General features: G+C 35.4%; 19 protein-coding genes. 15 read left to right on the top strand and 4 right to left on the bottom strand.

Annotation, left to right across the window (positions count from 1 at the left end; genetic code table 11):
• Positions 1 to 23: 23 nt before the first annotated feature.
• The 4 genes from MM239_RS01930 to MM239_RS01945 form a co-directional block, all read right to left on the bottom strand.
• Positions 24 to 3,218: a SusC/RagA family TonB-linked outer membrane protein gene (locus MM239_RS01930; RefSeq protein WP_241346142.1), complete on the bottom strand. Its 3,195-nt coding sequence runs from the start codon at positions 3,216 to 3,218 to the stop codon at positions 24 to 26.
• 5 nt (positions 3,219 to 3,223) lie between these two features.
• Positions 3,224 to 4,537, bottom strand: coding sequence for a TlpA family protein disulfide reductase (locus tag MM239_RS01935; protein WP_241346143.1), 1,314 nt, complete (start codon positions 4,535 to 4,537; stop codon positions 3,224 to 3,226).
• A gap of 9 nt (positions 4,538 to 4,546) precedes the next feature.
• Positions 4,547 to 4,711, bottom strand: a complete 165-nt coding sequence (locus MM239_RS01940) for a hypothetical protein (protein ID WP_241346144.1) — start codon at positions 4,709 to 4,711, stop codon at positions 4,547 to 4,549.
• 644 nt (positions 4,712 to 5,355) lie between these two features.
• On the bottom strand, positions 5,356 to 5,562 hold the full coding sequence (locus MM239_RS01945) for a hypothetical protein (protein WP_241346145.1): 207 nt from the start codon (positions 5,560 to 5,562) through the stop codon (positions 5,356 to 5,358).
• 368 nt (positions 5,563 to 5,930) lie between these two features.
• Between MM239_RS01945 and MM239_RS01950 the strand changes: the two genes are divergently transcribed.
• From MM239_RS01950 to cas6 (MM239_RS02025), 15 genes are all read left to right on the top strand, one after another.
• Positions 5,931 to 6,248 (top strand): hypothetical protein, encoded by a 318-nt coding sequence (locus MM239_RS01950; protein WP_241346146.1) that lies wholly within the window; start codon positions 5,931 to 5,933, stop codon positions 6,246 to 6,248.
• A gap of 396 nt (positions 6,249 to 6,644) precedes the next feature.
• Positions 6,645 to 8,180, top strand: a complete 1,536-nt coding sequence (locus MM239_RS01955) for an ATP-binding protein (RefSeq protein ID WP_241346147.1) — start codon at positions 6,645 to 6,647, stop codon at positions 8,178 to 8,180.
• Positions 8,181 to 8,202: 22 nt separating this feature from the next.
• On the top strand, positions 8,203 to 9,894 hold the full coding sequence (locus tag MM239_RS01960) for a DUF262 domain-containing protein (RefSeq protein WP_241346148.1): 1,692 nt from the start codon (positions 8,203 to 8,205) through the stop codon (positions 9,892 to 9,894).
• Complete coding sequence (locus MM239_RS01965; RefSeq protein WP_241346149.1) at positions 9,887 to 11,905, top strand: DUF262 domain-containing protein; 2,019 nt, start codon at positions 9,887 to 9,889, stop codon at positions 11,903 to 11,905. Before MM239_RS01960 ends, MM239_RS01965 begins: the two co-directional genes overlap by 8 nt.
• A 652-nt stretch (positions 11,906 to 12,557) precedes the next feature.
• Positions 12,558 to 13,361 carry an SDR family oxidoreductase gene (locus MM239_RS01970; protein WP_241346150.1) on the top strand — a complete coding sequence of 268 codons (804 nt, stop codon included), beginning with the start codon at positions 12,558 to 12,560 and terminating at the stop codon, positions 13,359 to 13,361.
• A complete protein-coding gene (locus tag MM239_RS01975; protein ID WP_241346222.1) occupies positions 13,355 to 14,275 on the top strand; it encodes a helix-turn-helix domain-containing protein in 921 nt (306 codons plus the stop codon). The genes MM239_RS01970 and MM239_RS01975 overlap by 7 nt, the downstream gene beginning before the upstream one ends.
• Positions 14,276 to 14,473: 198 nt before the next feature.
• Positions 14,474 to 15,289, top strand: coding sequence for an SDR family oxidoreductase (locus MM239_RS01980; protein ID WP_241346151.1), 816 nt, complete (start codon positions 14,474 to 14,476; stop codon positions 15,287 to 15,289).
• Positions 15,290 to 15,313: 24 nt separating this feature from the next.
• The gene (locus tag MM239_RS01985; protein ID WP_241346152.1) at positions 15,314 to 15,820 is read left to right on the top strand and encodes a nuclear transport factor 2 family protein; all 507 of its coding nucleotides are present in this window, start codon (positions 15,314 to 15,316) and stop codon (positions 15,818 to 15,820) included.
• A 73-nt stretch (positions 15,821 to 15,893) separates the two neighbouring features.
• The gene (locus MM239_RS01990) at positions 15,894 to 16,808 is read left to right on the top strand and encodes a helix-turn-helix domain-containing protein (protein WP_241346153.1); all 915 of its coding nucleotides are present in this window, start codon (positions 15,894 to 15,896) and stop codon (positions 16,806 to 16,808) included.
• A 653-nt stretch (positions 16,809 to 17,461) separates the two neighbouring features.
• Complete coding sequence (locus MM239_RS01995; protein ID WP_241346154.1) at positions 17,462 to 18,364, top strand: alpha/beta hydrolase; 903 nt, start codon at positions 17,462 to 17,464, stop codon at positions 18,362 to 18,364.
• 185 nt (positions 18,365 to 18,549) lie between these two features.
• On the top strand, positions 18,550 to 19,959 hold the full coding sequence (locus tag MM239_RS02000; protein WP_241346155.1) for a S41 family peptidase: 1,410 nt from the start codon (positions 18,550 to 18,552) through the stop codon (positions 19,957 to 19,959).
• Between the two features lie 501 nt (positions 19,960 to 20,460).
• Positions 20,461 to 21,594 carry a ligand-binding sensor domain-containing protein gene (locus tag MM239_RS02005; protein WP_449495059.1) on the top strand — a complete coding sequence of 378 codons (1,134 nt, stop codon included), beginning with the start codon at positions 20,461 to 20,463 and terminating at the stop codon, positions 21,592 to 21,594.
• A gap of 658 nt (positions 21,595 to 22,252) precedes the next feature.
• Positions 22,253 to 23,053 (top strand): CRISPR-associated endoribonuclease Cas6, encoded by an 801-nt coding sequence (gene cas6 / locus MM239_RS02015; protein WP_241346157.1) that lies wholly within the window; start codon positions 22,253 to 22,255, stop codon positions 23,051 to 23,053.
• Complete coding sequence (locus MM239_RS02020; RefSeq protein ID WP_241346159.1) at positions 23,050 to 23,247, top strand: hypothetical protein; 198 nt, start codon at positions 23,050 to 23,052, stop codon at positions 23,245 to 23,247. The genes cas6 (MM239_RS02015) and MM239_RS02020 overlap by 4 nt, the downstream gene beginning before the upstream one ends.
• A gap of 15 nt (positions 23,248 to 23,262) precedes the next feature.
• Positions 23,263 to 23,919 (top strand): CRISPR-associated endoribonuclease Cas6, encoded by a 657-nt coding sequence (gene cas6 / locus MM239_RS02025; protein ID WP_241346161.1) that lies wholly within the window; start codon positions 23,263 to 23,265, stop codon positions 23,917 to 23,919.
• Positions 23,920 to 23,921: the final 2 nt, after the last annotated feature.

Here is a 23,921-nt window from a genome sequence, read left to right on the forward strand (position 1 = left end):
GATAAGTATTTGGGACATGTAAATCAGAAGTTAATTCTCACACCTCCTGCCAAGCTTCTGAGCGGTCTCATGGATCTGAAATCGGGATCAATTGGATCCTTGCTTGCCTTCCAAAGTATTCCCAGATTATTGGCATAGAAATAGATTTCTGCATTTCTGAAAGGAAGTCCTGACCATCTGCCCTTATCAAAGAAGTAAGCCAATCGAATATCCTGTAGCCTAATATGGTCTCCAGGCTCTACGAGAGCTTCTGAAAATGTGTATAGATTATCCCTGTTTGTATTGGTGGCATTAGGAATTGATGGCACATTGGTAATTAACTCGTCGCCTGGGTTTTGCCACCTTTGGGCATAATCACCATGTCCTCCTAGCCCTCTGTGGTTACTATAAATAATGGATTCTCTTCTGTAATAATAGCCCAACCTATAAGTAAGATTAACAGACAGACTGAATCCTTTCCAAGAGAAATCATTCCTCAATGCCCCAAACACATTAGGTCTGGCTGTTCCATGATATACTAAATCTTCAAGGCCAGTATCTCTAGTAATGCCCAAGTAATCTGTGCTAACTTCACCATCCAGGATCCCCTGAGGATTACCGTTGTCTGGATCTAACCCAGCCCATCGATAAGAGAAAACCGGAAACATCCCGTACCCAGTGACTGGATACATAGAGCTGAGACCAAAATTCAAGATGGTATTAATCGGGTGTTCAGTGTTATATCCTGTTACTTCATCTTGGTAGAAGTTGAACAAAAAGGATGTACTCCATTTCAAAGCCCTATCAATATTCAAGCTATTCAATTCAATATCAACACCCTCTCCTTTGATGGTGGCAGTATTCCCTCGGAAGTTTCTTACTCCTGAAGAAGGTGCCACAGCAGCAAAACCAATCATATCTTCTCCTGCTCTGTGATAATACTCAAGTGTTCCGCTGATCCTATTGTTTTTGGTAGAAAAGTCTATTGCAAGGTTAAGCATATTAAGCCTTTCCCATCTTAGGTTTGGGTTGGGTGGATTGACAACTGTTGAAAATGGCAAACCTGTAAAAGGACTACTCGGACTGAACCTTGCTGTAGTATAGGCAGACAATGAATTATCTACATTACCACTATATCCATAAGTAGCCCTAACTTTCAGGTAAGGAAAAAGTCCTGAGTCAAAGAAATTTTCATCAGAAATAATCCAGCCCAAACCAGCTGACCAGAGTGGAACACCACGCATATTTGTTTCAACTCCGAACAAGTTAGACTGATCCTTTCTTGCCGATAGTGATAGTATATACCTGCTTTTATATTCATATCCAGCATTGGCAAAATAGGAAATGAATCGATCCACAATTCCTGTTTGACTTTCTCCAAAGGGAATCCTCTGTACGACATTTGGAGCAAAATACATAGGGAAATTCCCCATGTAATCTACAGGACTTACACCTGCTATCTCAGGGTTGTAACCGTATTGTCTGGAGTTATGACCCATTCTTTGAAGGTCTTTTGCCTCATATCCAGCCAACGCCGTCAATCGATGATTTGTATCCCATATATTGCTATAGGTAAGATTTGTTCTAAAAGTATGACTCAAACCCTCCGAAAGTCTTTGATTGAATATGCCTCCTTCTGGAATGTGACTCTGGATAGTTCCAGCATTATCCAAATAAGCGAAGCTGTTAAATAGATTGCGGGCCTCGTATGCATCAGGGTGAATAATTTCGCTTCGGTTGGTTCTATTAGTCCAATATTGATACCGAAGATCAGCTGTCAGGTTTTCGTGGATTTTGTAGCTTGTATTGAGGTTAAGCCGGATTTCGTTCTGCCTTGTCATGTCATCCATCAAGTCACGCTCTTGTAGCGGTCTAAAAAACCAATCTTTCAGTCCTGCTTCCTCTAGACTGTTCAAATATGAAACCCTGTAGTCTCTAGGTAGTTCCAGTGCTTCTCCTGATGAGCCTTGGTAAGCTGCATAAGGATACATCCTTGGGTCTGTACTTGACAACATAAACCTAGATGGATCCATGCTATTATTTTTGGACACGGATTGAACCATGTTTATTGCAGAGTTTATTTTTAGCCTATTGTTTAACAGATGAATTGTCTGATTGCTATTGATGGTAAATCGATTGTTCTGATCTCCCAAAGAAGAAGATTGATTTTCGTCAAATCCGATCGAAGTATTGAATTGAAAGTATTCTGATCCACCACTTAGATTTAGTGCTGTTTGGCTGAAGACTTGATTTTGATAAAAAAGTCCGAATTGGTCTCTTGAATCAAACTGTCGGAATGCATTGATCTGTTGGTTCATTTGAGCTTCTGTAATCTCTCCATTTCTTTGGCTCAGGAGAAGTTCTACAACGGGACTCAATGCCAGCCTTCTTGGATTGTTGATCCTGGAGTTGAAAAAGTTATTGTTAAAAAGGGTTATTTCTGTGTCTATGTAATCATTGACCGACATCTGTGGTCTATAAAAAAAGTCAGGCATTTCCGTTATGGTTATATTGGTGTTTAAACTAACCCTCAATGGAGACTTCACATTTCCTTTTTTTGTAGTGATAACTATAACACCATTTCCAGCTCTAGCTCCCCAGATAGAAGATGCAGCAGCATCTTTGAGCACAGTAATGCTTTCCACATCATTTGGGTTGATGTTTTCCAAAGGTCCATCATAAGGGAAATCATCAATGATGATCAAAGGATTAGGATTCGCAAATAGCGTACTTCTCCCCCTAATACCAATAGGATCAGCATTAGACCTGTTGAGTGTCAAGCCAGACGTCACATCTGCTAGCCTATCTATTAGGTTTGTAGATACTCTACGGTTGATCAGTTCTTCACTTACATATGCGAATGAGCCAGTTGCTCTTTCTTTTGGAAGTTGCTGATAGCCGGTAGATACGATTTCTATTTGATCAATGTCCAGCCCTACCTCTTCCAAACTAATCTGCAACAATCCTTCGTAAGGCAATATTAGTTTTAGTTCAAATGTTTCAAAACCAATATAACTCACTAATATTACCGATTCTCCATTTGGTAAATCTAAAGTAAATAAGCCATCTGCATCTGCTATAGCAGCTTTTGATTCTCCTTTTAGGGTCACAATTGCACCGGGTAATGATAACCCATCTCTCTGGCTTTTCACTTGTCCCATTAAGGTAGTGATGTCTTGAGCCAAACTTTCAAACAAGAAACATGTCAATAATAATATGATGAAGTAGAATTTTCTCATGGGAATTATGGGATTTGGTTGCTAGAAATTTGATTTTTAGAGATCACAAGGAACTCCTGCTCTGTTGTCGTTTCTATTATATCCAATCCGTGAGGAATCAAGGCAGCTTTAATAGATTCAATATCAGACATATTGCACTGTAGATGCAAATCCAGTGGTTTATTATAACCTGTTTGATCAATGAGCACTTTGTCCAAATGCTGTAGGTATTTCAGATTGAGATGCCCAACCAGAAAACCAAGGTTCTTATTCTGTAAGAGAGCCTCATAAGGCGTTACATTATCTATTGGCTGTCCTCCTTTCGTTTTTGGAGAAAAACCGTCTAAGGTAATCAGGGCATAGCAAGGGACAACTCGAAGCTCCTTCTCTGTCTTGTATTGTGGGAACATCAGTCCTAAATCAGCTTTAAAAATGTCCCATATTTTGTCCTTATGTTCTCTGGCAACTTCCAGTTCGTAAGTGAATGTATAATTCTTTGTCCACTCAGTCATTTCTGTTGTTGACATCTTTTCCAAATCTTTAAAATAGAAATCATCCTTGATTCTAACATCTACATTCTTGCTATTCAGTGATTTGCCATCATCTCTATGTCCATACCTGAATAAAACAGTCAAGGGGACATTTGTGAGGTATATCCTAATATTGTGATCTCCTTTTTCAAAATAAGTACTTATGGATGCCATGGAAGGAAACCCAGGAATATATCCCCATAATCCAGACTGATAGATAGATTCACTCAACTCAGGAATTTGATCCCTGAGAGAAATACTTTTTTCAAATACATTTGCTTGCTGCTTATCGTTTCTGATTTCGGAATAATCACCATTAACCGCATTTTGGATATTAATTGAATTCACCTCATCGGAGTATGTAAATGCAAATACTCTTCCCTCCTGATCTATCCAGACATAATAAGGAAGTGAACTGTGTGGAAAAAGTTCTCTCAGCGTATTATCCCCATAAACCATAGGCTTCTTAATCTCCTTAAGCTTGGACATTCGGGAAAAGAGCTTCTCCACCTCCTCCTGACTCTGATAAGTCACTGGAAGGATTGCTAGATCATCGCCAAAGGCTTTGTCCAAGCTATCGAGCTTCGGAAAACTAGCCACACAGGGAGCACACCAAGTCGCCCAAAAGTCAAGGATCAGAAGCTTGCCTTTGTAATCGGAAATTGATATTTCTCCATCTGGATGGTTTAGTACATTCTCAAACTTGATATTGGGAAGTTTGTCTCCAATGTCTAAAGGTTCAAGTTTCTGCTGTCCGAAAGCATAAATAGACAGCAGCATGGTAATCAGTATTGTAAATTGCTTTTTCATATTCATGAGTTAGTGATCTTTTAAAGCATGAGAAATTGATTCTGTAGTAAGGCTTTCACTTTTGATAATCAGGATATTGATCAATGGCCTATAGTTCCCACTTGGTAGAGGCTGAGGCATCGGACTGAGCTCTTCTCTCCTACCCTTTGGTTTGATTGGTGTTTCTGTAAGCATATTTATTTGGGTTTTAGAAGTGTTAAATGTTAAGCGTTAAGTGTTAAATCGTTAAGCGATCTACTGGAGCAGTCTTAGCTTCTCGCATCTCACCTTGAGTCTAAAAAAAGACCTGGCAGTACGGGCATGGCGTATGAGGTTCGCCACAAACCCAGTTTAGCATCACTTGGTTTATTGTTAAACATATACCCCGTAGCTGCACAGGCTTTTTTATTGTAGGAACTTGTCCCGATCCTCGGGATTTTAGAACTTGTCCTGATACTCGGGATTGGGGTTTTGAGTGTTAATACGTTTAGCGTTAAATCGTTAAGTGTTAAGTCCCTGATATTCATTAGGACAGCGCTTAATTCTTCACACTACCCTATCTTGTATCCCCGATATTCATCGAGGCAAGCTTTGTTTCTAGCCTCTTGTCTCTTCCCAAAAGGCATACTCTTCCCAGCAAGAAAAAAGACTGTGTTTTTTCCAAAGGGATGCAGAAACAAGTAAGTGCTTCTAGCGGCTAAGAAGATGGGATTATAGACTTTCCGATGCTGCTCCTGCAGTAGCGATAGGATCGGAAAGGTGCAAGGACATCCATGGCGTATCGACCTTGGAAAAACATATCTGAGTAGATACCTTGTCTCGCATTAGGTAAAGTAGGTTTAGATAGGGTTCTTGGGCTTGCGCTCAAAGAGGATGTCGAAGGCTGAGAGGCCTGGATCTTCTGTTGGTTTGAGGGATTCTGTCTGGTCAGACTGTTGTTTTTTTCCTGATTCAGATCTCAAAGCAATCAAGCACAGCTCTGCCATTCCGGATAAATCGGAGTAGGGTTTGATAATCAGGTGGCTGTATATTTTGCTCGCTTTCATGAATGGAAAATATTAAAACGAGAGTTTAGAATAGAAGGGCTCTTCTTCCAAAAAATGGAAGGGCGGGCAAATCTCCAAATTCTAATGTCACATGGCTCTGGTAAAGCCTCTATCTTAGGATAGCCGCACAAAAGAAACAAGGAGTGCCCGCCCTATATTTACAAATATAAGGGACGGGACCACTCTTTGAACTCTCGTGCGGAAAATTTACCAGATTTTGTGACGAGACTCATTGAGCAGTTCCTAATTAAAGGTACTGCGTATGTTTTTCTTAAATCAATATTCTATATTCAAATATATCATAAAAATTCTATTTTAAAAATATTTATTTCTTATTTATTAATTTTCCTTTTAGAAGTAAGATTGTTATGCCAGATTTAAAAATAATGAGAGGCAAAGACAAAAAGAAAAAAATTAATGAAGTTGAATTCAATGAAGAATTTGAAGAAATAGGTGCACTTTTTAATCAGGGAGCAGTCAAGTCCCTTTCAAGACTTCAAGAGATTAAACCTACTAACCTTTCAAGAGCTATGCAGATGGGTTACTATACCTTTTTAGAAAAACTAAGGAACCCTGAAAATTTTTCAATTGAGGAAATTATTAAATTGGCAATCTTTATAGGTACTGATTACAACAAAATTTTGGAAGTCATCAATAAAATGATTCAGGAAAAGTATAAAATCTGACTCAAAATTGGATTCAAAAATTTAATGAATTAGGATATAACTATTCAAGTGAGTTCCTATCTGGAAAACTAGTCAATCTTGTTAAAACGGGATTTCTTAAAGCTGAAAAGAGGAAAATCATTCTTAAGAACGGTGAACTAGGGAAAAAGCTGGTGAATTATTACTGGTTTGAAGCAAAATCCTAACAAGTCTTAAAATTCATCTCATCTAACCTGAAATACTATCACTTTTTTAGTAAAAATACCCTTATCGGGGTATTTTTTGTTTGAGAGGGATTTGGTAGGTTTAGGGGAAATCAGAAAATTTTCTTATTACTGGTAAATAAGGGATGGTTTTTCCAGATAGATTTATAAGTAGGTAGCAAGCTTAACTGACACCAAAACAGGATATTGAACTATGAAAATAAAGACCATAAAAATAAAGAATTTTAGGAGTTATAAAGACGAAGTTGAAATCGAATTTGGAGACTTAACCGCATTTGTTGGAAAAAACGATATTGGTAAATCAACAGTATTAGAAGCGCTAGACATTTTCTTCAATGACAGCAAAGGTGTAATCAAACTCGACAAAGACGATGTAAATAAACAAGCTCTCGCAGACGGAGACACGGAAACAGTTATTTCCGTTTGTTTTGAGGAATTGCCAACAAGTATTGTAATTGACAACACGAATCAAACTACACTTCAAAACGAATATCTTTTAAATTCAAACAATCAACTTGAAATCATTAAAAAGTATTCCAATGGTTCTAAAGAAAAAGTTTTTGTAAAGGCAAACCATCCGACAAGCAACAATTGCAAAGACCTTTTGCAAAAGAAAAATACTGACCTACAAAAAATCATTAAAGACAATTCAATTACTTGCAGTAATCAGACAATAAACGCAGTAATGAGAAATGCGATATGGCAACATTTTATCTCCGATTTGCAGTTGGGAGAGATTGAAATTGACGTTACTAAAGGAGACACGAAATCAATTTGGGATAAACTAAAAACCTATTTACCTCTCTACTCTTTGTTTCAGTCTGACAGAAAAAATAGTGATGGAGACAATGAAATCCAAGACCCATTAAAGGAAGCTGTTAAACAGATTTTAAATGATACAGCATTAAAAGCAAAGTTTGACGAAATCGCAATTGAAGTAAAAACCAAATTACAAGATGTTGCATCAAGGACTTTAGCAAAAATTCAGGAAATGAATCCCGAGATTGCAAGCAGTTTAAATCCAGTAATTCCATCAAATGACAGCTTGAAATGGACTGATGTTTTCAAAAACGTTTCTATTGCAGGTGATGAAAACATACCTATAAACAAAAGGGGAAGCGGAGTAAAAAGACTTATACTATTGAACTTTTTTAGAGCCGAAGCTGAAAGAAGAAAACTTTCTGAAAATATTCCAAGTATTGTTTACGCAATAGAAGAACCTGAAACCTCACAACACACCGACCATCAGAAAAAACTCATTAAAGCATTTTTGGACTTATCTAATTCGCCAAACACCCAAGTTATTATTACTACTCATAGTGCAACATTGGTAAAGGAACTAGAATTTCAGCATCTAAGACTTGTAAAATCAGACAGTTCAACGAAAACGATTGAGAAAATATTACCAAACAGACTTCCATATCCCTCTTTAAATGAAGTAAATTTTCTTGCGTTTTCAGAAATTACAGAAGAATACCACAACGAATTGTATGGTTATATTGAGTTAGAAGCTGAAATGACAAACTACAAAGGTGGAAAACCGACAATGCTATACAATAGACTTAGAAAAGACGGTGTTACGATAGTGGTTGAGAATGTTGTATTGACAGATTACATAAGGCATCAAATTCATCACCCAGAAAACACAAACAATACAAGATATACATTTCAACAATTAAAAGACTCTGTGGACTTAATGAGAAGCTTTATACAAACATTGACACCATGAAAATACTCAAATAATAAACTGAATGGACAATTTATTAGAATTAAGAACTGTAAGTGAACTTAATCAATATTCGTTTTTTGTGCCCTCATATCAACGAGGTTACAAATGGACAAGAAAAGAGGTAATTGACCTTTTGAACGATATCAATGAGTTCAAGCCAAGAGTTATAAACATCTCTGATGAAAAAACTTGGTATTGCCTTCAACCTATCGTTATAAAGGAAATTAATTCCTCTTCAAAAAAGTTTGAGGTAATAGATGGACAGCAGCGATTGACCACTATCTATTTAATACTACATTATCTCAATCAAGACTTTGTCGAAAACCGAAGAGAAAAACTGTTTGAACTTGAGTATCAGACAAGAATGGAAACTTCTAAATTTTTAGAAGATTTGAATGAAGAAATCTTAAATGAAACTAATTCCGATTTTTTTCATATCTCACAAGCTTATCAGACAATAGCAAAATGGTTCGAAGAGAGAAGAATAAACTTTGATAAACAGGAGTTTGGTTCTAAGTTTCGATATAACTCAAAAATTATTTGGTACGAATCGAAAACTGAAAACCCTATTTCTATTTTCACTAGAATTAATATTGGAAAGATCCCCTTAACAAATAGTGAGCTCATAAAAGCACTCTTCCTTAATAGTTCAAACTTTTTAGGTGCAAACCCGGAGCAGCTTAGGCTAAAACAACTTGAAATTTCATCAGATTGGGACAACATTGAACACAGTCTTCAGAATGATCGATTATGGTATTTTTTAACAGGTGATAAAACTCAAATAAATCGAATTGAATTCATCTTCAACTTGATGAATGAAGAAAAAGATCATAAAGACCCTTACTCCACTTTTAGATATTTCTCAAGGCTTTTTACAAATAGTAGTCAAATCACTATTGAAGAGAATTGGAAAAGAATTAAAGGATATTATCAACGGTTTAACGAATGGTATTCAAAAAGAGAATGGTATCATAAAATTGGATTCTTAATAACCGTGAATGAAATATCTATTGAAAGGTTATATAAGGAATCAAATAATTTAACAAAAAACGAATTCGGAGCCTGCCTAGACAAATTGATTACTTCCTCAATGAAGAATATAGATTTGGAGAACCTTCAATATCAAGATAAGAAAGAGGTAAGAAAGGCCTTACTTCTTTACAATATTCTCACAATGCTCAATAGTCCAGATGACAACTCCTATTTTCCTTTTAACCTTTTTAAAACCGAAAGCTGGGATATAGAACATATTACCTCAATTAAAGATGCTATTCCCGACAGAAATCGAAACCATTGGCTGGATGATGCAATAGTCTTCATAGATGACGCAAAACCAGAAGGTGTAAGTCTCAAAGAAAGAGCTGAAAAATGTAATGTAAACAACGAAGAAGATTTTAAAGCCCTTTTTCAAGACATTGTTTCCCATTTCAATTCTGAACTGGGAGATGATGCAATAAATGACATTTCCAATCTGACACTTTTGGATTCAGAAACTAATAGAGGATATAAAAACGCAGTTTTTCCATTGAAAAGAAAGACGATTATTAGCAGAGATAAAGCAGGTATCTTTATTCCAATTTGCACAAAAAATGTTTTCCTAAAATATTTTAGTGAATACCCCCCAAAAATATCCTTTTGGACAGATGAAGACCGAGAGAATTATGAAACAGACCTTTACGCAGTACTAGATAAATATTTGGAAACCAATGATTAATTCACAAAACTACACAGGTCGTATTTTGAATTTCCTAGACCTTCTAAAAGACTATGAGGTTCAAATTCCAATTATTCAAAGAGACTATGCACAAGGTCGTGAAAGTCAAAAAGAAATTCGACATAACTTTCTCAATGCTCTTCATTCCTGCCTAATAAATTCGGATCCTATTAAGCTTGACTTCATTTATGGAAGTGTAATTGATGGAAAATTTCAACCTCTAGATGGTCAGCAACGACTTACCACATTATTCCTACTTCATTGGTACGCAATCATAAAAGATTGTAATTCAAACAATAAGGACATTCGTGATTTACTGACACGTTTTTCTTACGAAACCAGGATCTCTTCACGTGAATTTTGTAAGGCACTAGTTGAAGAGTCAATTCAAAAAATACCCGATAATCAAAAATTAAGTGAAGCCATAATTGACGAAAATTGGTTCTACCTTTCATGGGTTAGAGATCCAACAATTGATGCTATGCTTAGAACAATCGATGCAATTCACGAAATCTTCTTCGCCTTAGAAAATTTGTATGATAAAATTTCATCTAATCTTATCGAGTTTTACTTTGTTGAGCTTGAAAACATGGGATTGACAGATGATCTGTACATCAAAATGAATGCAAGAGGAAAGTTACTGACTCCATTTGAAAATTTTAAGGCGGGTTTCCAAAAACGCATTGATGAAGAGAACTGGGAAGAAGATCTTCCCTTATCTGAATGCTTTAGTACTAAAATAGACAATGATTGGACAGACTTTTTCTGGGATCATTTCAGGCAGGAGGATACTGTAGACGCTGCGCAAACACGATTCGTATCTGCTATTGCTATGATAATGCATTCAGTTGAAAGACTAAACTCAACTGAATCAAGAATTGAATTTCTAAATCAACTTCAAGAAGATCCATCTCAAGTTAGGCCCAATCACTATTCCAAAAGAAGTTTTAAGCATCTTACATCTACTCTTAATGCTTACAGTGAAAAAGTAATTCTGACAAATTACTTAAGTCAAAAGCTTCCTTTCCCGATGTGGAGACATGCCCCAAAGAGCTCTATATTATCTATGATAGTTTATGATGATAATTCTTCATCCACAATTCAAAGGGATAGTGCTACTTATACTCAAAAGGTACTCTTCTTTGCTGAATCGGTATTTTTCAAAAAGAATGAACATGGTTCAAATGACATTTATCAAGATTGGATGCGTGTAATTCGAAATATTGTTTCTAGGGCTGACATTGATAAAGATGGCTCAAGGCCAGATATAGTCAGGAGTCCTCAGTCTTTTGATGGTGTAATTAATCTTATCAATGAACTTTCAGATGGATGTGAAGACATATATAAGTTTCTTTCAGAAAAACCAACATTAAAATCTCAATACGCTCGCGATCAAATAAACGAAGAAATAGAAAAAGCAAGACTCATTCAGCACGACAGCGGTCTTAAGGAAATGATCTTCAAAGCTGAAGACAATGAGTTGCTTCGTGGAAAGATAGATTTTCTGTTTCATTGCATAAGTTATGACTTAAATCCTGAAAATTTCAATGCTGATTTATTCGTTTCAATTGCTGATGTATTTAACACCTATTTTGATAATGAAAAAGATCTAGGTAACGACATAAGGCGTGCCCTATTAACAATTGAAGTCAATGGCGAATATGAATTTTACTCTTATTGGTGGTCATATTGGCATATTGCCAAATCAACAAAAAGAAGACTAATTGATAGATTCAGAGAAGTAGAATACTGCATAAATCATGAGTACTTCAGAGAATACTTTAAAAAATTCGTTCTAGGACTTCAAAGTCAGAGTCCATCTCAAATGGCTCAATCTTTTCAGAGCCCACCATCGTTTCCAAACTGGAAATTGAGACTAATTAAAGAAGAAAGTCTTTTAAATGAATACAACAAAACAAACCATATAGCAATTGCGGAAGACAACTCTTATTGCTATATACTTAAAAGTAAGAGACCGAGAGAAATTGAAGGAAACTTGAAAATAGAGTAATACCCAGAAAATTTAGACCACTAGCCAAAAGCCCTCAAAAAAATCCCTGATTGATGCATTAATCTATCAGGGTCGCCGATAGTTATCGGGAGGTTAGTGGTCGCCGTGTGCGCTTATGGCTTATCGACTGACTTGTGCGCCGTGGCGTACATCTGCAGGGTGAAGGGTTTGCTAGGTGGAATAGTAGGATGATTGGTGCATTTTAGGAAGTGGTTGTTTTGGTTTTTGGTTTTATTTAGAAGATTTTACTTTGGTATGGGCGTGGTATCCCCTACTCTTTTCATTGAGATTAGCTTCTAGTATGCCCTGGATTTAATGATTGATTTATTAGATATTGTTAGTGGATCAAGAAGTTGCGGTATTAGGTTTGAGGGACTTTTAGGAAACAAAGTTGGGGTTAGTTGTGAGAATTAAGAAAGTAAATTGATAAATTGGCTCTGACTTGAGAGAATTGAGACCTCACTATCAGCTCAAATTAAGGGATTCTTCTCGGTTTTTTCATAAGATTAACGAAGTTACAGAAATCAAACATAAACAAGAAAAACCAGCCAAATCTAACCAACAGATATTTTTTTGGCTAAGACAAAAGTTATTTTGACTAACTTTTCTTAATCACTTCATGGCAACTTTGTACCAACATAAATTCAGAGAAATGGAACTAAATAACAGCACAATCCTTATTACAGGAGGTACAAGCGGGATTGGATTAGAGTTTGTAAAACAACTAACAGAAAAAGGTGCAAACATCATAATTACAGGTCGCAGTCTTGACAGACTCAAGGAAACTAAAAAGAAATTTCCAAAAGTTCATATTTTTCAGAGTGATGTAAGCATACCGCAAGACATTGAACAATTATATAAAAGTGTTACGCAGCAATTTCCCGAACTCAATATAATAATCAACAATGCAGGAATTATGCGTAATTTGAATCTGCGAGACACCAGCATAGTTTTGGAAAACATTACCCAAGAAATTGAAACTAACTTATCTGGCGTAATAAGAGTAAACCACCAGTTTTTACCGCATTTAAAAACAAAAACATCTGCTGCAATAGTAAATATTTCTTCGGGTCTTGCTTTTCTACCTTTCCCACTATCTCCTGTATACAGTGCAACAAAATCAGGAGTTCATGCCTATTCGAAAGTCCTACGTTTGCAACTCAAAAAAACCAATGTGAAAGTGTTTGAAATTGCACCTCCTCTAACCGAAACGACATTGATGAACGCCTTTACAAATGACATAGATAAAGAAAGTGCAGGACCTGCAATGAAGGTTGAAAAAATGGTTGCAATTGCCATTAAGGGAATAACGAATGACAAACTTGAGATCAAACCTGGAATGTCAAAGGCATTGTACTTCATGGGAAGAATTGCACCAAAATTTTTCTTAAACCTGATGGACAAAACCCTTGAAAAAGCAAAAAGAAAAAAAGAAAAAGTAAATTTGATATCGTGAAAGCAAGCAGAATAAAGAGCATTACGGAGTTTCATCGTTCACGAAATTTACCTAAACCCGAACATCCGCTTATTAGCATTATTGATTATGCCGATCTGAAATTTAGTGAAGAAGAAAGAGGCCAAAAGTTAAGTGTCATTTTTGACTATTACTCCATTTCCGTAAAACGTAATTTGAATGGTACCTTACAATACGGCCAGCAACAATACGATTTTGACGAAGGAGTTATGTCTTTTGTCGCACCCAATCAAGTGTTTGGAATTGAAGTTTTCAAAGAAGATGTAACTAACCAATCAGGATGGATCTTAATGATTCATCCTGATTTTCTATGGAATTATCAATTAGCAACAAAGATTAAGAAATATGATTTTTTTGATTATGCTATAAATGAAGCGTTGTTTCTTTCCGATAAAGAAGAAGCAACTATCAATTATATTGTTGCAAACATAAAGCAAGAATATCATTCAAACATTGATAAATTCAGCCAAGACATTATTATTTCACTTATAGAGACATTGTTGAATTATGCAGAGCGCTTTTATCAACGTCAGTTTATAACCAGAAAGATAACCAACCATCAAATTCTTGACCGATTAGAAAAGCTACTTTCTAGCTACTTCAATAGTGATGATTTAATGACAAAAGGTTTACCAACCGTGCAATACATTTCAGCACATCTAAACCTTTCACCAACTTACCTTTCCAGTTTACTCAAATCATTGACTGGACAAACTGCTCAACAACATATTCATCAAAAATTGATCGAGAAAGCTAAGGAAAAGCTATCCACTTCAGATCTATCTGTAAGTGAGATTGCCTACGAACTTGGCTTTGAACATTTACAATCCTTCAGTAAGTTGTTTAAGGCAAAGACAAAACTTTCACCAAAGGAGTTTAGAAAGTCATTTAACTAAAAGAAAAGTATAAAATAACTTGGCAATTAGCAGCTCTAGTTTCTGTTCCTTGAAAACAAACATTTCAAAAACCAACAATGATAAGCTCTTCTCCCTACAGCAGTTTCGCTATTTTAGCTACATTCAAACTCAATTTGGCAACAGCAGACTTTTGACTTTTGCTGACTTTTGCATCATCAGTTTTAATTTATAAAGCATATGCAAAAGACAATTTTAATTACAGGTGCTTCGGCAGGGTTGGGAAAAGCAACCGCAAAATTATTTCAGTCAAAAGGGTGGAATGTAGTCGCCACGATGCGAAACCCAGAAAATGAAACCGAATTAAAGACATCAGAAAAAGTTTTAATTACTAAGCTTGACGTTTTGGATTTAGAATCGATCACAAGAGCAGTAAATCAAGGTATCCGGAAGTTTGGAAAGATTGATGTATTGGTAAACAATGCTGGGTATGGTGCTTATGGTACATTGGAATCTTTTTCAAGAGAGAGAATTATTCGACAATTTAACACAAATGTTATAGGTCTATTAGACGTTACTAAAGCATTACTGCCTCACTTCCGGCAGAACAGAAGTGGGGTTATCATCAATATTTCTTCCATTGGAGGCAAGCTTGCTTTTCCTTTAGGTTCGTTATATCATGGAACCAAGTTTGCTGTAGAAGGGATTTCAGAGGCGTTAAATTATGAAGTTGAGCAATTTGGTGGTAAGGTAAAAATCATCGAGCCAGGGGCTATTGCTACCGATTTTACAAGCCGTTCTTTAGACTTTTCAAACGACGAAGCCCTTGTTGAGTATCAGCCAATCGTAGATAAGGTATTAGCAGCATTACCTGCCTTGTATCAGAATGCAGCATCGGGAACGTCAATTGCAAATGTAATATACGAGGCAGCAAAAGGTAATACAGATCAGTTAAGATATACCGCGGGCGAGGACGCTAAAATGTTTATTGCTAACCGCAAGCAATCGGATGATGAAACATTTTTTGGAGGAGTGAAAGCACAATTTAGGTTATAAAAATCAATTAAAAACAACATAGTGATGAACAGTATTTCAAAATTAAAAATAGCATTATTCATGATCTTAATGCTATCCAGTTTTACAAACCAATCAATGGCTCAACAAATTAAAAGTCAGTCAGTAATAGCAAAATCAAACACGCAGGTTGTGGACAGTTTCTTCAGTGCAATGGAAGCACAAAAATTTGAAACCATAAAAGAGGTCTTTGCTGAAAATGCGGTTCAATTATTACCGTATGCACCCGAAGGGTTTCCGAACCGCTTAGAAGGCTCAGAGGCTATTTACAATCAGTTCAGCGGATTAACCGCCTATTTTAGTAAAATGAAGTTTACAAGGGAAATTTATGCAACTGAAGATCCCAATTTCTTCTTTGTCAAATTCAAGGGTGACATGGAATTGAAAAATGGAGGGAAATATGAAAATGATTATTTAGCGACTTTCAAATTGGAGAACGGTCAAATAATTGAATATACAGAGTATTTCAATCCGATTGTAATGGCAAAGGCATTCGGTTTAAAGATCAATTAATTATAAACAAGGTCAGATAGCAACATACCGGCAGCACTATGTTGCTATCTTTGCATTAAATATTTTAATAAAAATGAGTGAGTTTATTCATTTAAAAACCATTTCGGATTTATTTAAATTATTCCGATTAGAGCAAAATATCCAACACCCATTAGTTGGGGTTGTTGATTTTAGTGAAGTGGAAGAACATATAAGTGGCGCAACAAAAGTCACAGGAGATTTTTACTCAATAATGTTTAAAAACTATTCAAAGAACAACATTAAGTATGGTCGTCATGTTTTTGATTTTCAAAACGGAAGTTTAATTTGTATGTCACCAAATCAAATTATTGAGATGGATTACGATATCGAAGATGTAGGAAATATGTTGGGTTGGGGTTTGTATTTTCATGCAGATTTAATCAGAGCGACATCTTTGGGGAGCAAAATGAAAGCGTATCATTTTTTTTCTTATGAAATATCCGAAGCACTTCATTTGTCAGAGAAAGAAAAACAAATATTGTACGATTGTGTCTTGAAGGTACAATTAGAATTGAAAGAAAACATTGATGGTCACAGTCAAAACATTATTGTTTCGACTATAGAATTACTTTTGAATTATTGCTCTCGTTTTTACGGGAGACAGTTTATCACACGAAAAGCAATAAACCACGATATACTTTCACGCATGGAGCGACTATTGGATAACTATTTTGAACAAGAAGTGACATTACAAAAAGGATTACCTACCGTTGAATATTTGGCAGGGAAATTAAATCTTTCCCCAAGGTATTTAGGAGACTTACTGCGATCACTCACGGGCCAAAATGCACAGCAACATATTCACGGAAAATTAATTGAAAAAGCAAAAGATTATCTAACTGCCACAAATTTATCTATATCGGAAATTGCATATCAATTAGGTTTTGAACATTCTCAATCTTTCAGTAAACTCTTCAAAGCAAAGACACAATTCTCGCCTTTGGAGTTTCGTAAGTCCTTTAACTGAAATAAAAAATTGAAACTCACATCAAAGATAAAACCATATCTAGTTTTTAGCCAAACGAACATGCTAACTCATCGATAAGCCCTGATTGATGCAATTCATCTATCAGGATCACCGGTAGTGATTCAGACGTAGTGGGTGCCGTGGGTGCCTATGGCGTATTGACTGTCTTGTGCGACGTGGCGTACAACCGCAGATGGAGGGGTTCCGTAGCTGGAATGGCACTAGCGTGTGGGTTTTAGGAAGTGGTTGTTTTAGTTTTTGGTGGTATTTGGAAGATTTTGTCTAGGGTATGGTTTCCACTACCCTTTTTATTGAAATGGATACGCTAGTTTGACTTGGGGTCTACCCTTGATTTATTTGATCCTATAAGTACATCATGAGGGAATTGGATTGGGTTTGAGAGATGATTATTTTTATTAACATTGGAAATTGACTCAACCTCAGTTAATTTAGTAGCGAAGATTTTACAAACCCAATTGACCCTCCTTGCCTGATAAGAGTGCTACTCACAAACTGCATCAATTTTCATAAGACCTGTGGAATGGGGAAGTTAGAGAGCAATTCCCTTTCAATACTCGTTTAAAAGCAGTATAACACAATAAATCTTTTCAAATTATTAATTAGATAAACACTTTAATCCCTAAATCAAGTAAATGAAATCTATAACTATTTCAACAAAAAATCTTAGATTTTTTTTTCTGATATTAATTATATCAATAACTCTATATTGGTTGTATGGGAAATTCACAAGTCCTTGGGGAGCTCAAAAAGTTGGTTTCATCTCATCTGAATCTGAAACATTTACAAGAGGAGATTTGATTTTTTCAATTTATAAAGGAAATGATGGAGTAAATGATGATATCATTTACCATTTTCACGGAAGGAATTTAGATCATACTATTTGGAATGATGACACCTACTTTACATCAATGATTCAGTCTCATTGGCAAAAATCAAAAGTGAAGCCACCAACAGTTGTATTAATTTCCTATGGCCCTGAATGGTTACTAACATCTAAAAACTCTAAAACAGAGAGTGGCTTAATGGATGACTTCATAGCAAATATGCCATTTATTGAATCTAAAATAGGTAAACCAAAAAACCGAATTTTAGTCGGTGAATCCATGGGTGGACTTAATGTTTTGATTTTAGGACTTAGTCATCCTGAATTGTTCTCAAGAATTGCATCATTATGTCCTGGCGTATATATAGATTCGCCATTTTCAGATTTTGATAAAATAATGGCAGCTATGAAGCGAACGGGTGCAGATCCTAAAATTGCTATGGGAATATACTTAATGGCTAAAAAATATGTTTTAAATGATGAAGAGTGGAATGAAATTTCTCCGATTGAGCTGATTAAAAAGGCAAATAAAGATTACCCTGAATTGTATCTGTCTTGTGGTATATATGATAAATTTGGTAACTATGAAGGCACAGAAACGCTGGTTGATTTGGCAAATTCAAGAGGAATTAAGACTCATTGGCATCCAATATATGGTGGCCATTGTGCCATAGACATCATCTCATTAGCAGATTTCCTCATTATCAAATAATTAATTGATAAATTAGAAAATAACATATATTGAAAGAATTAAACACAGTATAGTTGATCGAATTGCTAAGGGAATTGATAAATTCGGTCTTGCTAATTAGGATTAAACCTCTAAATCAGCTTAGTTTAATCGATATAATAAGCATTAGTCAAAATTGTAAGTCCAAAGCATAAAAACTTACCTTAATGAGATTTCAATTTATATTACTAATAATTTTATTGTTAAGCAAAGTTTCATTTGCACAAAATACATCACCTAAATTATCCAACCAGGTTATAAAAGAGGACTTTGACTATTTATATCAATCTTTAAAAGACACACATTATAATCTTTTTGCTTTTCAAAGTAAAGAAAAATATGACAGCTTGTTTAGTCATCTGAAATCAAACTTGACTACGGATTCATTGACTTTATTAGAAGCAACTTCTTTTTTTCAAAGGTTAGTGAGTTTTTCAAATACAGGACATTGTGAAATAGATTATCCTGCTTCATCTTATATAGATTACGCATATGCTGGTGGTACAGTATTCCCTTTGGAGCTGGCGTTTGAAAATGAAAAGGTATTTATACGCAAGATCTTTTCATTAAACAAAGAGATTTCAATTGGAGATGAAATATTATCCATTGACAAAATACCAATAGATGATATATGGAAACAATTTAATCCCCTTGTCTCAGCAGAAAGAGCCTATTTTAAAAATGCCAAAATAGAATTCTGGTCATTCCCAAGACTTTTTTATCAATTGAAAGGCAGAAAGGACCAATGGCTTATTCAAATTAAGAATAAAAATAACAAAGTAATCAATTTAGAGGTGAACTCAATCTCTGTAATGGACTATGAAACTAATAGGAACGGAGAAATTTTAAATCCTAAAAAAACATTAAAATTTTACGGAGATGTTGCTTATCTAAATGCAGGTCAATTTGGCAGCAATGAAGTAGATGGAGAAAAGCTGTTTAAAAATTTCATTGACTCAACATTCACTGTAATAAAAGATCGAAAAGCTAAAAATTTAATTATTGACTTTAGAAATAACCCAGGAGGTCATAATGCTTATAGTGATTACCTAATATCCTATTTTGCAAATAAACCTTTCAAATGGTATTCCAGTTTTTCCGTAAAGACAAGCAAGATACTGAAAGAACATACATTATTACAGGCAGATACTACTGATGAATATTCAAAAAAGATTTTGAATAATACAGACGGTCAGATATTCAATCATGATTTCCCAAAGTATAAACCTGTAGAGAAATCAAAAAGATTTAATGGCAGAGTATATATCTTAGTAAATAGGCAAACATACTCTATGGCTGCTGTAAGTGCAGCACTTATTCTAGACTATAATTTTGGAAAAATAGTTGGTGAGGAAACAGGTGAATCTCCAACATTATATGCTTCACAGTTTTCATATTCACTTCCCCACAGTGGCATAGTGGTCAAAGTACCAAAAAGCTATATTATTAGGGTAAATGGAAGTAGAAAATTAGAAGGTTTAAAACCTGACATCTATATTCAAGACCATTTATTAGATGATAATGATGAGATATTAGAAGGGCTACTAATTAAATTGAATAGGACAGCGAACCATTAACATTTAGCCCACGAACCAAAAGTACTTCCTACCGATACTATCGGTAAGACCTCATTGATGCATTCATCTTTCAGGGTTGTCGATAATGATCGGGAGGCTAGTCGCTACCGTGTGCGCCTATGACCTATTGACCGACATCCGCAGAGCAAAGGGTTTGCTAGGTAAGTGGCTGATTGATGAATTTTATATAGTGATTTTTCTAGTTTTGGTTGTATTTGGGAGTTTTTACTTTGGTTATGGCCACCCCTACGCTTTGTTTTGAGATTTGGTCTTCTAGCTTGACTTTGATTCAATGATTGATTTCTTAGAATCTGTGGGAGGATCTGGATTGTATTAGGTAGAGTATGAAAGGATTTGGGAGAAAAGATTGGGCTAATTGAGTTTATAGAATACTCTTACATAATTAATGGTATGTCTCGACTAATTAGGATATATATCTCTTTCTTTTGTCCAATATATTTGATTAAATTTTGGCAATTCTAAACATTATACGAATCTGATATGAATGTAACCCTCAAATTAGTATGCCTGATATTTATTTTGAACTTAAACTTTTCTTGTGCTGAAAAGAAGTCAATAGATGGGCACACGAACAAACTTGACTTGGAGTCAAATGAATTAAAAGATACCTTAAAATTTACTTCAGGAATCCGTGCCATTTTTCAAGACAGTAAAGGTAATTTTTGGTTTGGAAGTCTCCAAGAAGGTGTTGCTGTTTACAACGGTAAATCATTTAAGTATTTCGACAATTACTATGGGCTTTCTGACAATCAAATCCACTCCATTCAAGAAGATAAGAATGGGGTTTTATGGTTTGGTACTCAATCAGGTGTTAGTAGTTATGATGGAACAAGGATTAGTAATCGAACAAATCCAAGTAAGGGAAATTCTCAAGGTGTTTTACCAATTCAAGGCAATGACAAAAAGCAAAGTGGCTGGATGAAAACCGAAAATGACTTATGGTTTGAGGCTGATAATAAATCGGGAGTTTATAGATACGATGGTCATGAATTACATTATTTAGATTTGCCACCTCAAAAAGTCATTAATTTATCCGATAACTTATTTGCGGTAACAGATATTGCAAGTGGAAAAAATAATATGATTTGGTTTGCTACCTATGCAGGAATTTTCGGCTATAATGGAAATGATTTCACAATTGTTAACGATGATACCCTAGGGTATGATAGGAAAGTTGAAGCTTTGCATATTAGAAGTATTTATGAGGATTCAAAAGGTAGACTTTGGATTGGGAACAACGGAATTGGTGTATTACTAAAAGAAGGTGATTCAATCATAAATTTTTCAAATAAACATGGCTTAATTCATCCCAATAGCAAACTTAATGAAGCCAGAAATCACCAAAAGGCACACTGGAGCATGTTTTTACAATTGCTGAAGACAAAAGTGGAAACATTTGGTTTGGAGACAGAGATGCTGGAATTTGGAAATTTGATGGTGAAAAGTTTGAAAATTATACCAAGGAAAATGGATTGGAAAATGATTTCGTTCTTTCTATTTATGAAGATAGAAATAAGGAATTATGGTTTGGAATGGCAGATGGAAAAATATACAAGTTCAACGGAAGCACTTTTGAGAAACAATTTTAAGCAATACACGCGAAGTAATATTTAACCCACTATTCGAAATCCCTTCCTACCTTCCCTATCGATAGGCCTTGACAGGAGATAAAATCTATAGGAGCTTTTTATGGAAAATGTGTTTGTTTTTTTGGTATTTATGAATCCTTAGGTCTACGCAATGGCATACATCAGCAGGGTGTGGTTTTCTAGGTGGAATAATATGCTATTTGGTAAATTTCAGGAAGATTTTTTTAATTTTTGGTTTTAATAGGCAGATTCTGCTTTGGTTTGGGTATGGTATCCCCTACTTTAATATTTTAGATTTTGTTTTTTAGCTTTTCATTAGAAGCCAAACGTAGTTTCTTAAGTCTTATAGATGGATTAAAAGGATCTTGAATTGGGTTCAAGTAGATATCAGTGATTTAGTTTACCATATTAATTTGGTTCAACCTTCAAGTAAACTGATTTCACATCAAGAGACCTGAACAACTATCAACTGAGAGAACTCCAAAAGTCAGTCGCCACTTTCTCATAAAAGTGACAAGTAATCAAGTGAGCTTGAGTAAAAATACCCTGATTAGGGTATTGTTTGACTAGCATATTTTCCCAATCTTACGATATCAAATAAATTTAGTCAAAGAACGACAATTTGTGTCAGTAGATTAGTTTATTGATAAACAGATCCTTAGATTGTCCCAAAATAAAAGCCTATGCGATTCAGGATACATATTAACAAGTTTGGTCAAGAGAGTTTTTTACCTATCAATTACCAGTATGAACTCTCTGCTGCTATATATAAAACTATAGATCGTGCAGATAGTGATTTCAGTAGGTTTTTGCATGAAGAGGGTTATTTGGCGTTTGGTAATAAATTTCGCTTATTTACTTTCTCTAGAATATTTTTTGAGCAATTCAAGGTGATCAAAGATGCAGGTCGAATACATCATCAAGGGAATGCTGCCTTCTTTGAGATCAGTTTCCTGATTGACAAAGCCGCTGAAGAATTCATAAAAGGTCTGTTTTTAGATCAGGAATTTGTATTAGGTGACAAAATCAGCAGGGTATTTTACCAGATAAGTTCTATCGAGGCAGTACAGCCTCCTTTGTTTAAGGAAAACATGAGGTACAGATGTCTTTCACCTGTGTTTCTCCGCAGAAAAAGGTCTGGTGGCGGAGAAGATTACCTCCATCCGGAAAACAGCCACTATGGAATTCTTTTAATGCAAAACCTGCTTTCAAAATCCAAAGCTTATGAATTGGCCAATCAATGGGATGAATCCCCTACCGGAGGCCAAATCCCTGACTTTGAATTTACTCCTATTGGCAAGATTTTCAAGAATGGGGTCAAAATCAAACAACTGACAGAAAAAGAAACCCAACTTATAGGCTACAGCTTTGAATTTGAGTTAAAAGCTCCTGTTGAACTGCATGAGATCGGCTACCACGCAGGATTTGGACATTTAGGTAGTCAGGGCTTTGGCTGTGTGGAGGTGAAAGGAGGTGTGGTATGATGGAGTTAAATGGATTTTATGATGATGATGGAAATAAAATAGACCCATTGACCATAAAGAAACCATGCCTGTGCTTACTGTGCAAACATGACGAAGAATCAGATAAGGTTGAAAATATACTTTGTAACATGACAAGGTATGATCAAAGAAATGAAGCAAATTTTGAATGTGGGGCTTTTGAGAAGGCTCGGTGATTAATAAAAAAGTATATGAGAATAGATATAAAACTTAGCAGAAACACTGAAGTAGTGCCTTTTGAATATCAAAGAAATCTTGTTGGTACATTCCACAAATGGCTTGGAGAAAACCATGTTCATGATGATATTTCTCTATATTCTCTATCCTGGCTAATGGGAGGAAGAATTGATAAAAAAGGTTTTGATTTTAAAAATGGTGCCTATTGGCAAATCAGTTCCTACGATACAGCTTTGATAAAAACACTTATCAAAGGAATACAAAACGACCCTGAATTGAATTTTGGAATGAGGGTCAAAGAAGTATCGATTATGGAGGATCCTAGAGTTGAGCCAATTCAACGGTTTTTCTTAAACAGTCCCATTTTCATCAAAAGGAAATTAGAAGAAAGAGTACATCATTATACATTTTCTGATGCTGACTCAGGCCTTTACATGACCCAAACCCTCCAAGCTAAACTTGAAAAAGCAAGTCTTGACTCAAATGGTGTGAAGGTCTATTTCGACTATACGTATCAAAAACCAAGTACCAAGATGATCAATTATAATGGCATCAAATGCAGAGCGAGTATGTGTCCTGTAATTATTGAGGGTAGTGAAGAGCAGCTCAAATTTGCTTGGAATGTGGGTATTGGAAATAGTACTGGAATTGGATTTGGCTCTTTAAAATAATA

Source organism: Belliella filtrata (assembly GCF_022549775.1).
In the GTDB taxonomy this organism is placed as follows: domain Bacteria; phylum Bacteroidota; class Bacteroidia; order Cytophagales; family Cyclobacteriaceae; genus Belliella; species Belliella filtrata.

Excerpts from the sequence above, each read along its gene's own strand:
- MM239_RS01930 (WP_241346142.1), bottom strand. The coding sequence starts at position 3,218 with ATGAGAAAATTCTACTTCATCATATTATTATTGACATGTTTCTTGTTT.
- MM239_RS01935 (WP_241346143.1), bottom strand. The coding sequence starts at position 4,537 with ATGAAAAAGCAATTTACAATACTGATTACCATGCTGCTGTCTATTTAT.
- MM239_RS01940 (WP_241346144.1), bottom strand. The coding sequence starts at position 4,711 with ATGCTTACAGAAACACCAATCAAACCAAAGGGTAGGAGAGAAGAGCTC.
- MM239_RS01945 (WP_241346145.1), bottom strand. The coding sequence starts at position 5,562 with ATGAAAGCGAGCAAAATATACAGCCACCTGATTATCAAACCCTACTCC.
- MM239_RS01950 (WP_241346146.1), top strand. The coding sequence starts at position 5,931 with ATGCCAGATTTAAAAATAATGAGAGGCAAAGACAAAAAGAAAAAAATT.
- MM239_RS01955 (WP_241346147.1), top strand. The coding sequence starts at position 6,645 with ATGAAAATAAAGACCATAAAAATAAAGAATTTTAGGAGTTATAAAGAC.
- MM239_RS01960 (WP_241346148.1), top strand. The coding sequence starts at position 8,203 with ATGGACAATTTATTAGAATTAAGAACTGTAAGTGAACTTAATCAATAT.
- MM239_RS01965 (WP_241346149.1), top strand. The coding sequence starts at position 9,887 with ATGATTAATTCACAAAACTACACAGGTCGTATTTTGAATTTCCTAGAC.
- MM239_RS01970 (WP_241346150.1), top strand. The coding sequence starts at position 12,558 with ATGGAACTAAATAACAGCACAATCCTTATTACAGGAGGTACAAGCGGG.
- MM239_RS01980 (WP_241346151.1), top strand. The coding sequence starts at position 14,474 with ATGCAAAAGACAATTTTAATTACAGGTGCTTCGGCAGGGTTGGGAAAA.
- MM239_RS01985 (WP_241346152.1), top strand. The coding sequence starts at position 15,314 with ATGAACAGTATTTCAAAATTAAAAATAGCATTATTCATGATCTTAATG.
- MM239_RS01990 (WP_241346153.1), top strand. The coding sequence starts at position 15,894 with ATGAGTGAGTTTATTCATTTAAAAACCATTTCGGATTTATTTAAATTA.
- MM239_RS01995 (WP_241346154.1), top strand. The coding sequence starts at position 17,462 with ATGAAATCTATAACTATTTCAACAAAAAATCTTAGATTTTTTTTTCTG.
- MM239_RS02000 (WP_241346155.1), top strand. The coding sequence starts at position 18,550 with ATGAGATTTCAATTTATATTACTAATAATTTTATTGTTAAGCAAAGTT.
- MM239_RS02005 (WP_449495059.1), top strand. The coding sequence starts at position 20,461 with ATGAATGTAACCCTCAAATTAGTATGCCTGATATTTATTTTGAACTTA.
- cas6 (WP_241346157.1), top strand. The coding sequence starts at position 22,253 with ATGCGATTCAGGATACATATTAACAAGTTTGGTCAAGAGAGTTTTTTA.
- MM239_RS02020 (WP_241346159.1), top strand. The coding sequence starts at position 23,050 with ATGATGGAGTTAAATGGATTTTATGATGATGATGGAAATAAAATAGAC.
- cas6 (WP_241346161.1), top strand. The coding sequence starts at position 23,263 with ATGAGAATAGATATAAAACTTAGCAGAAACACTGAAGTAGTGCCTTTT.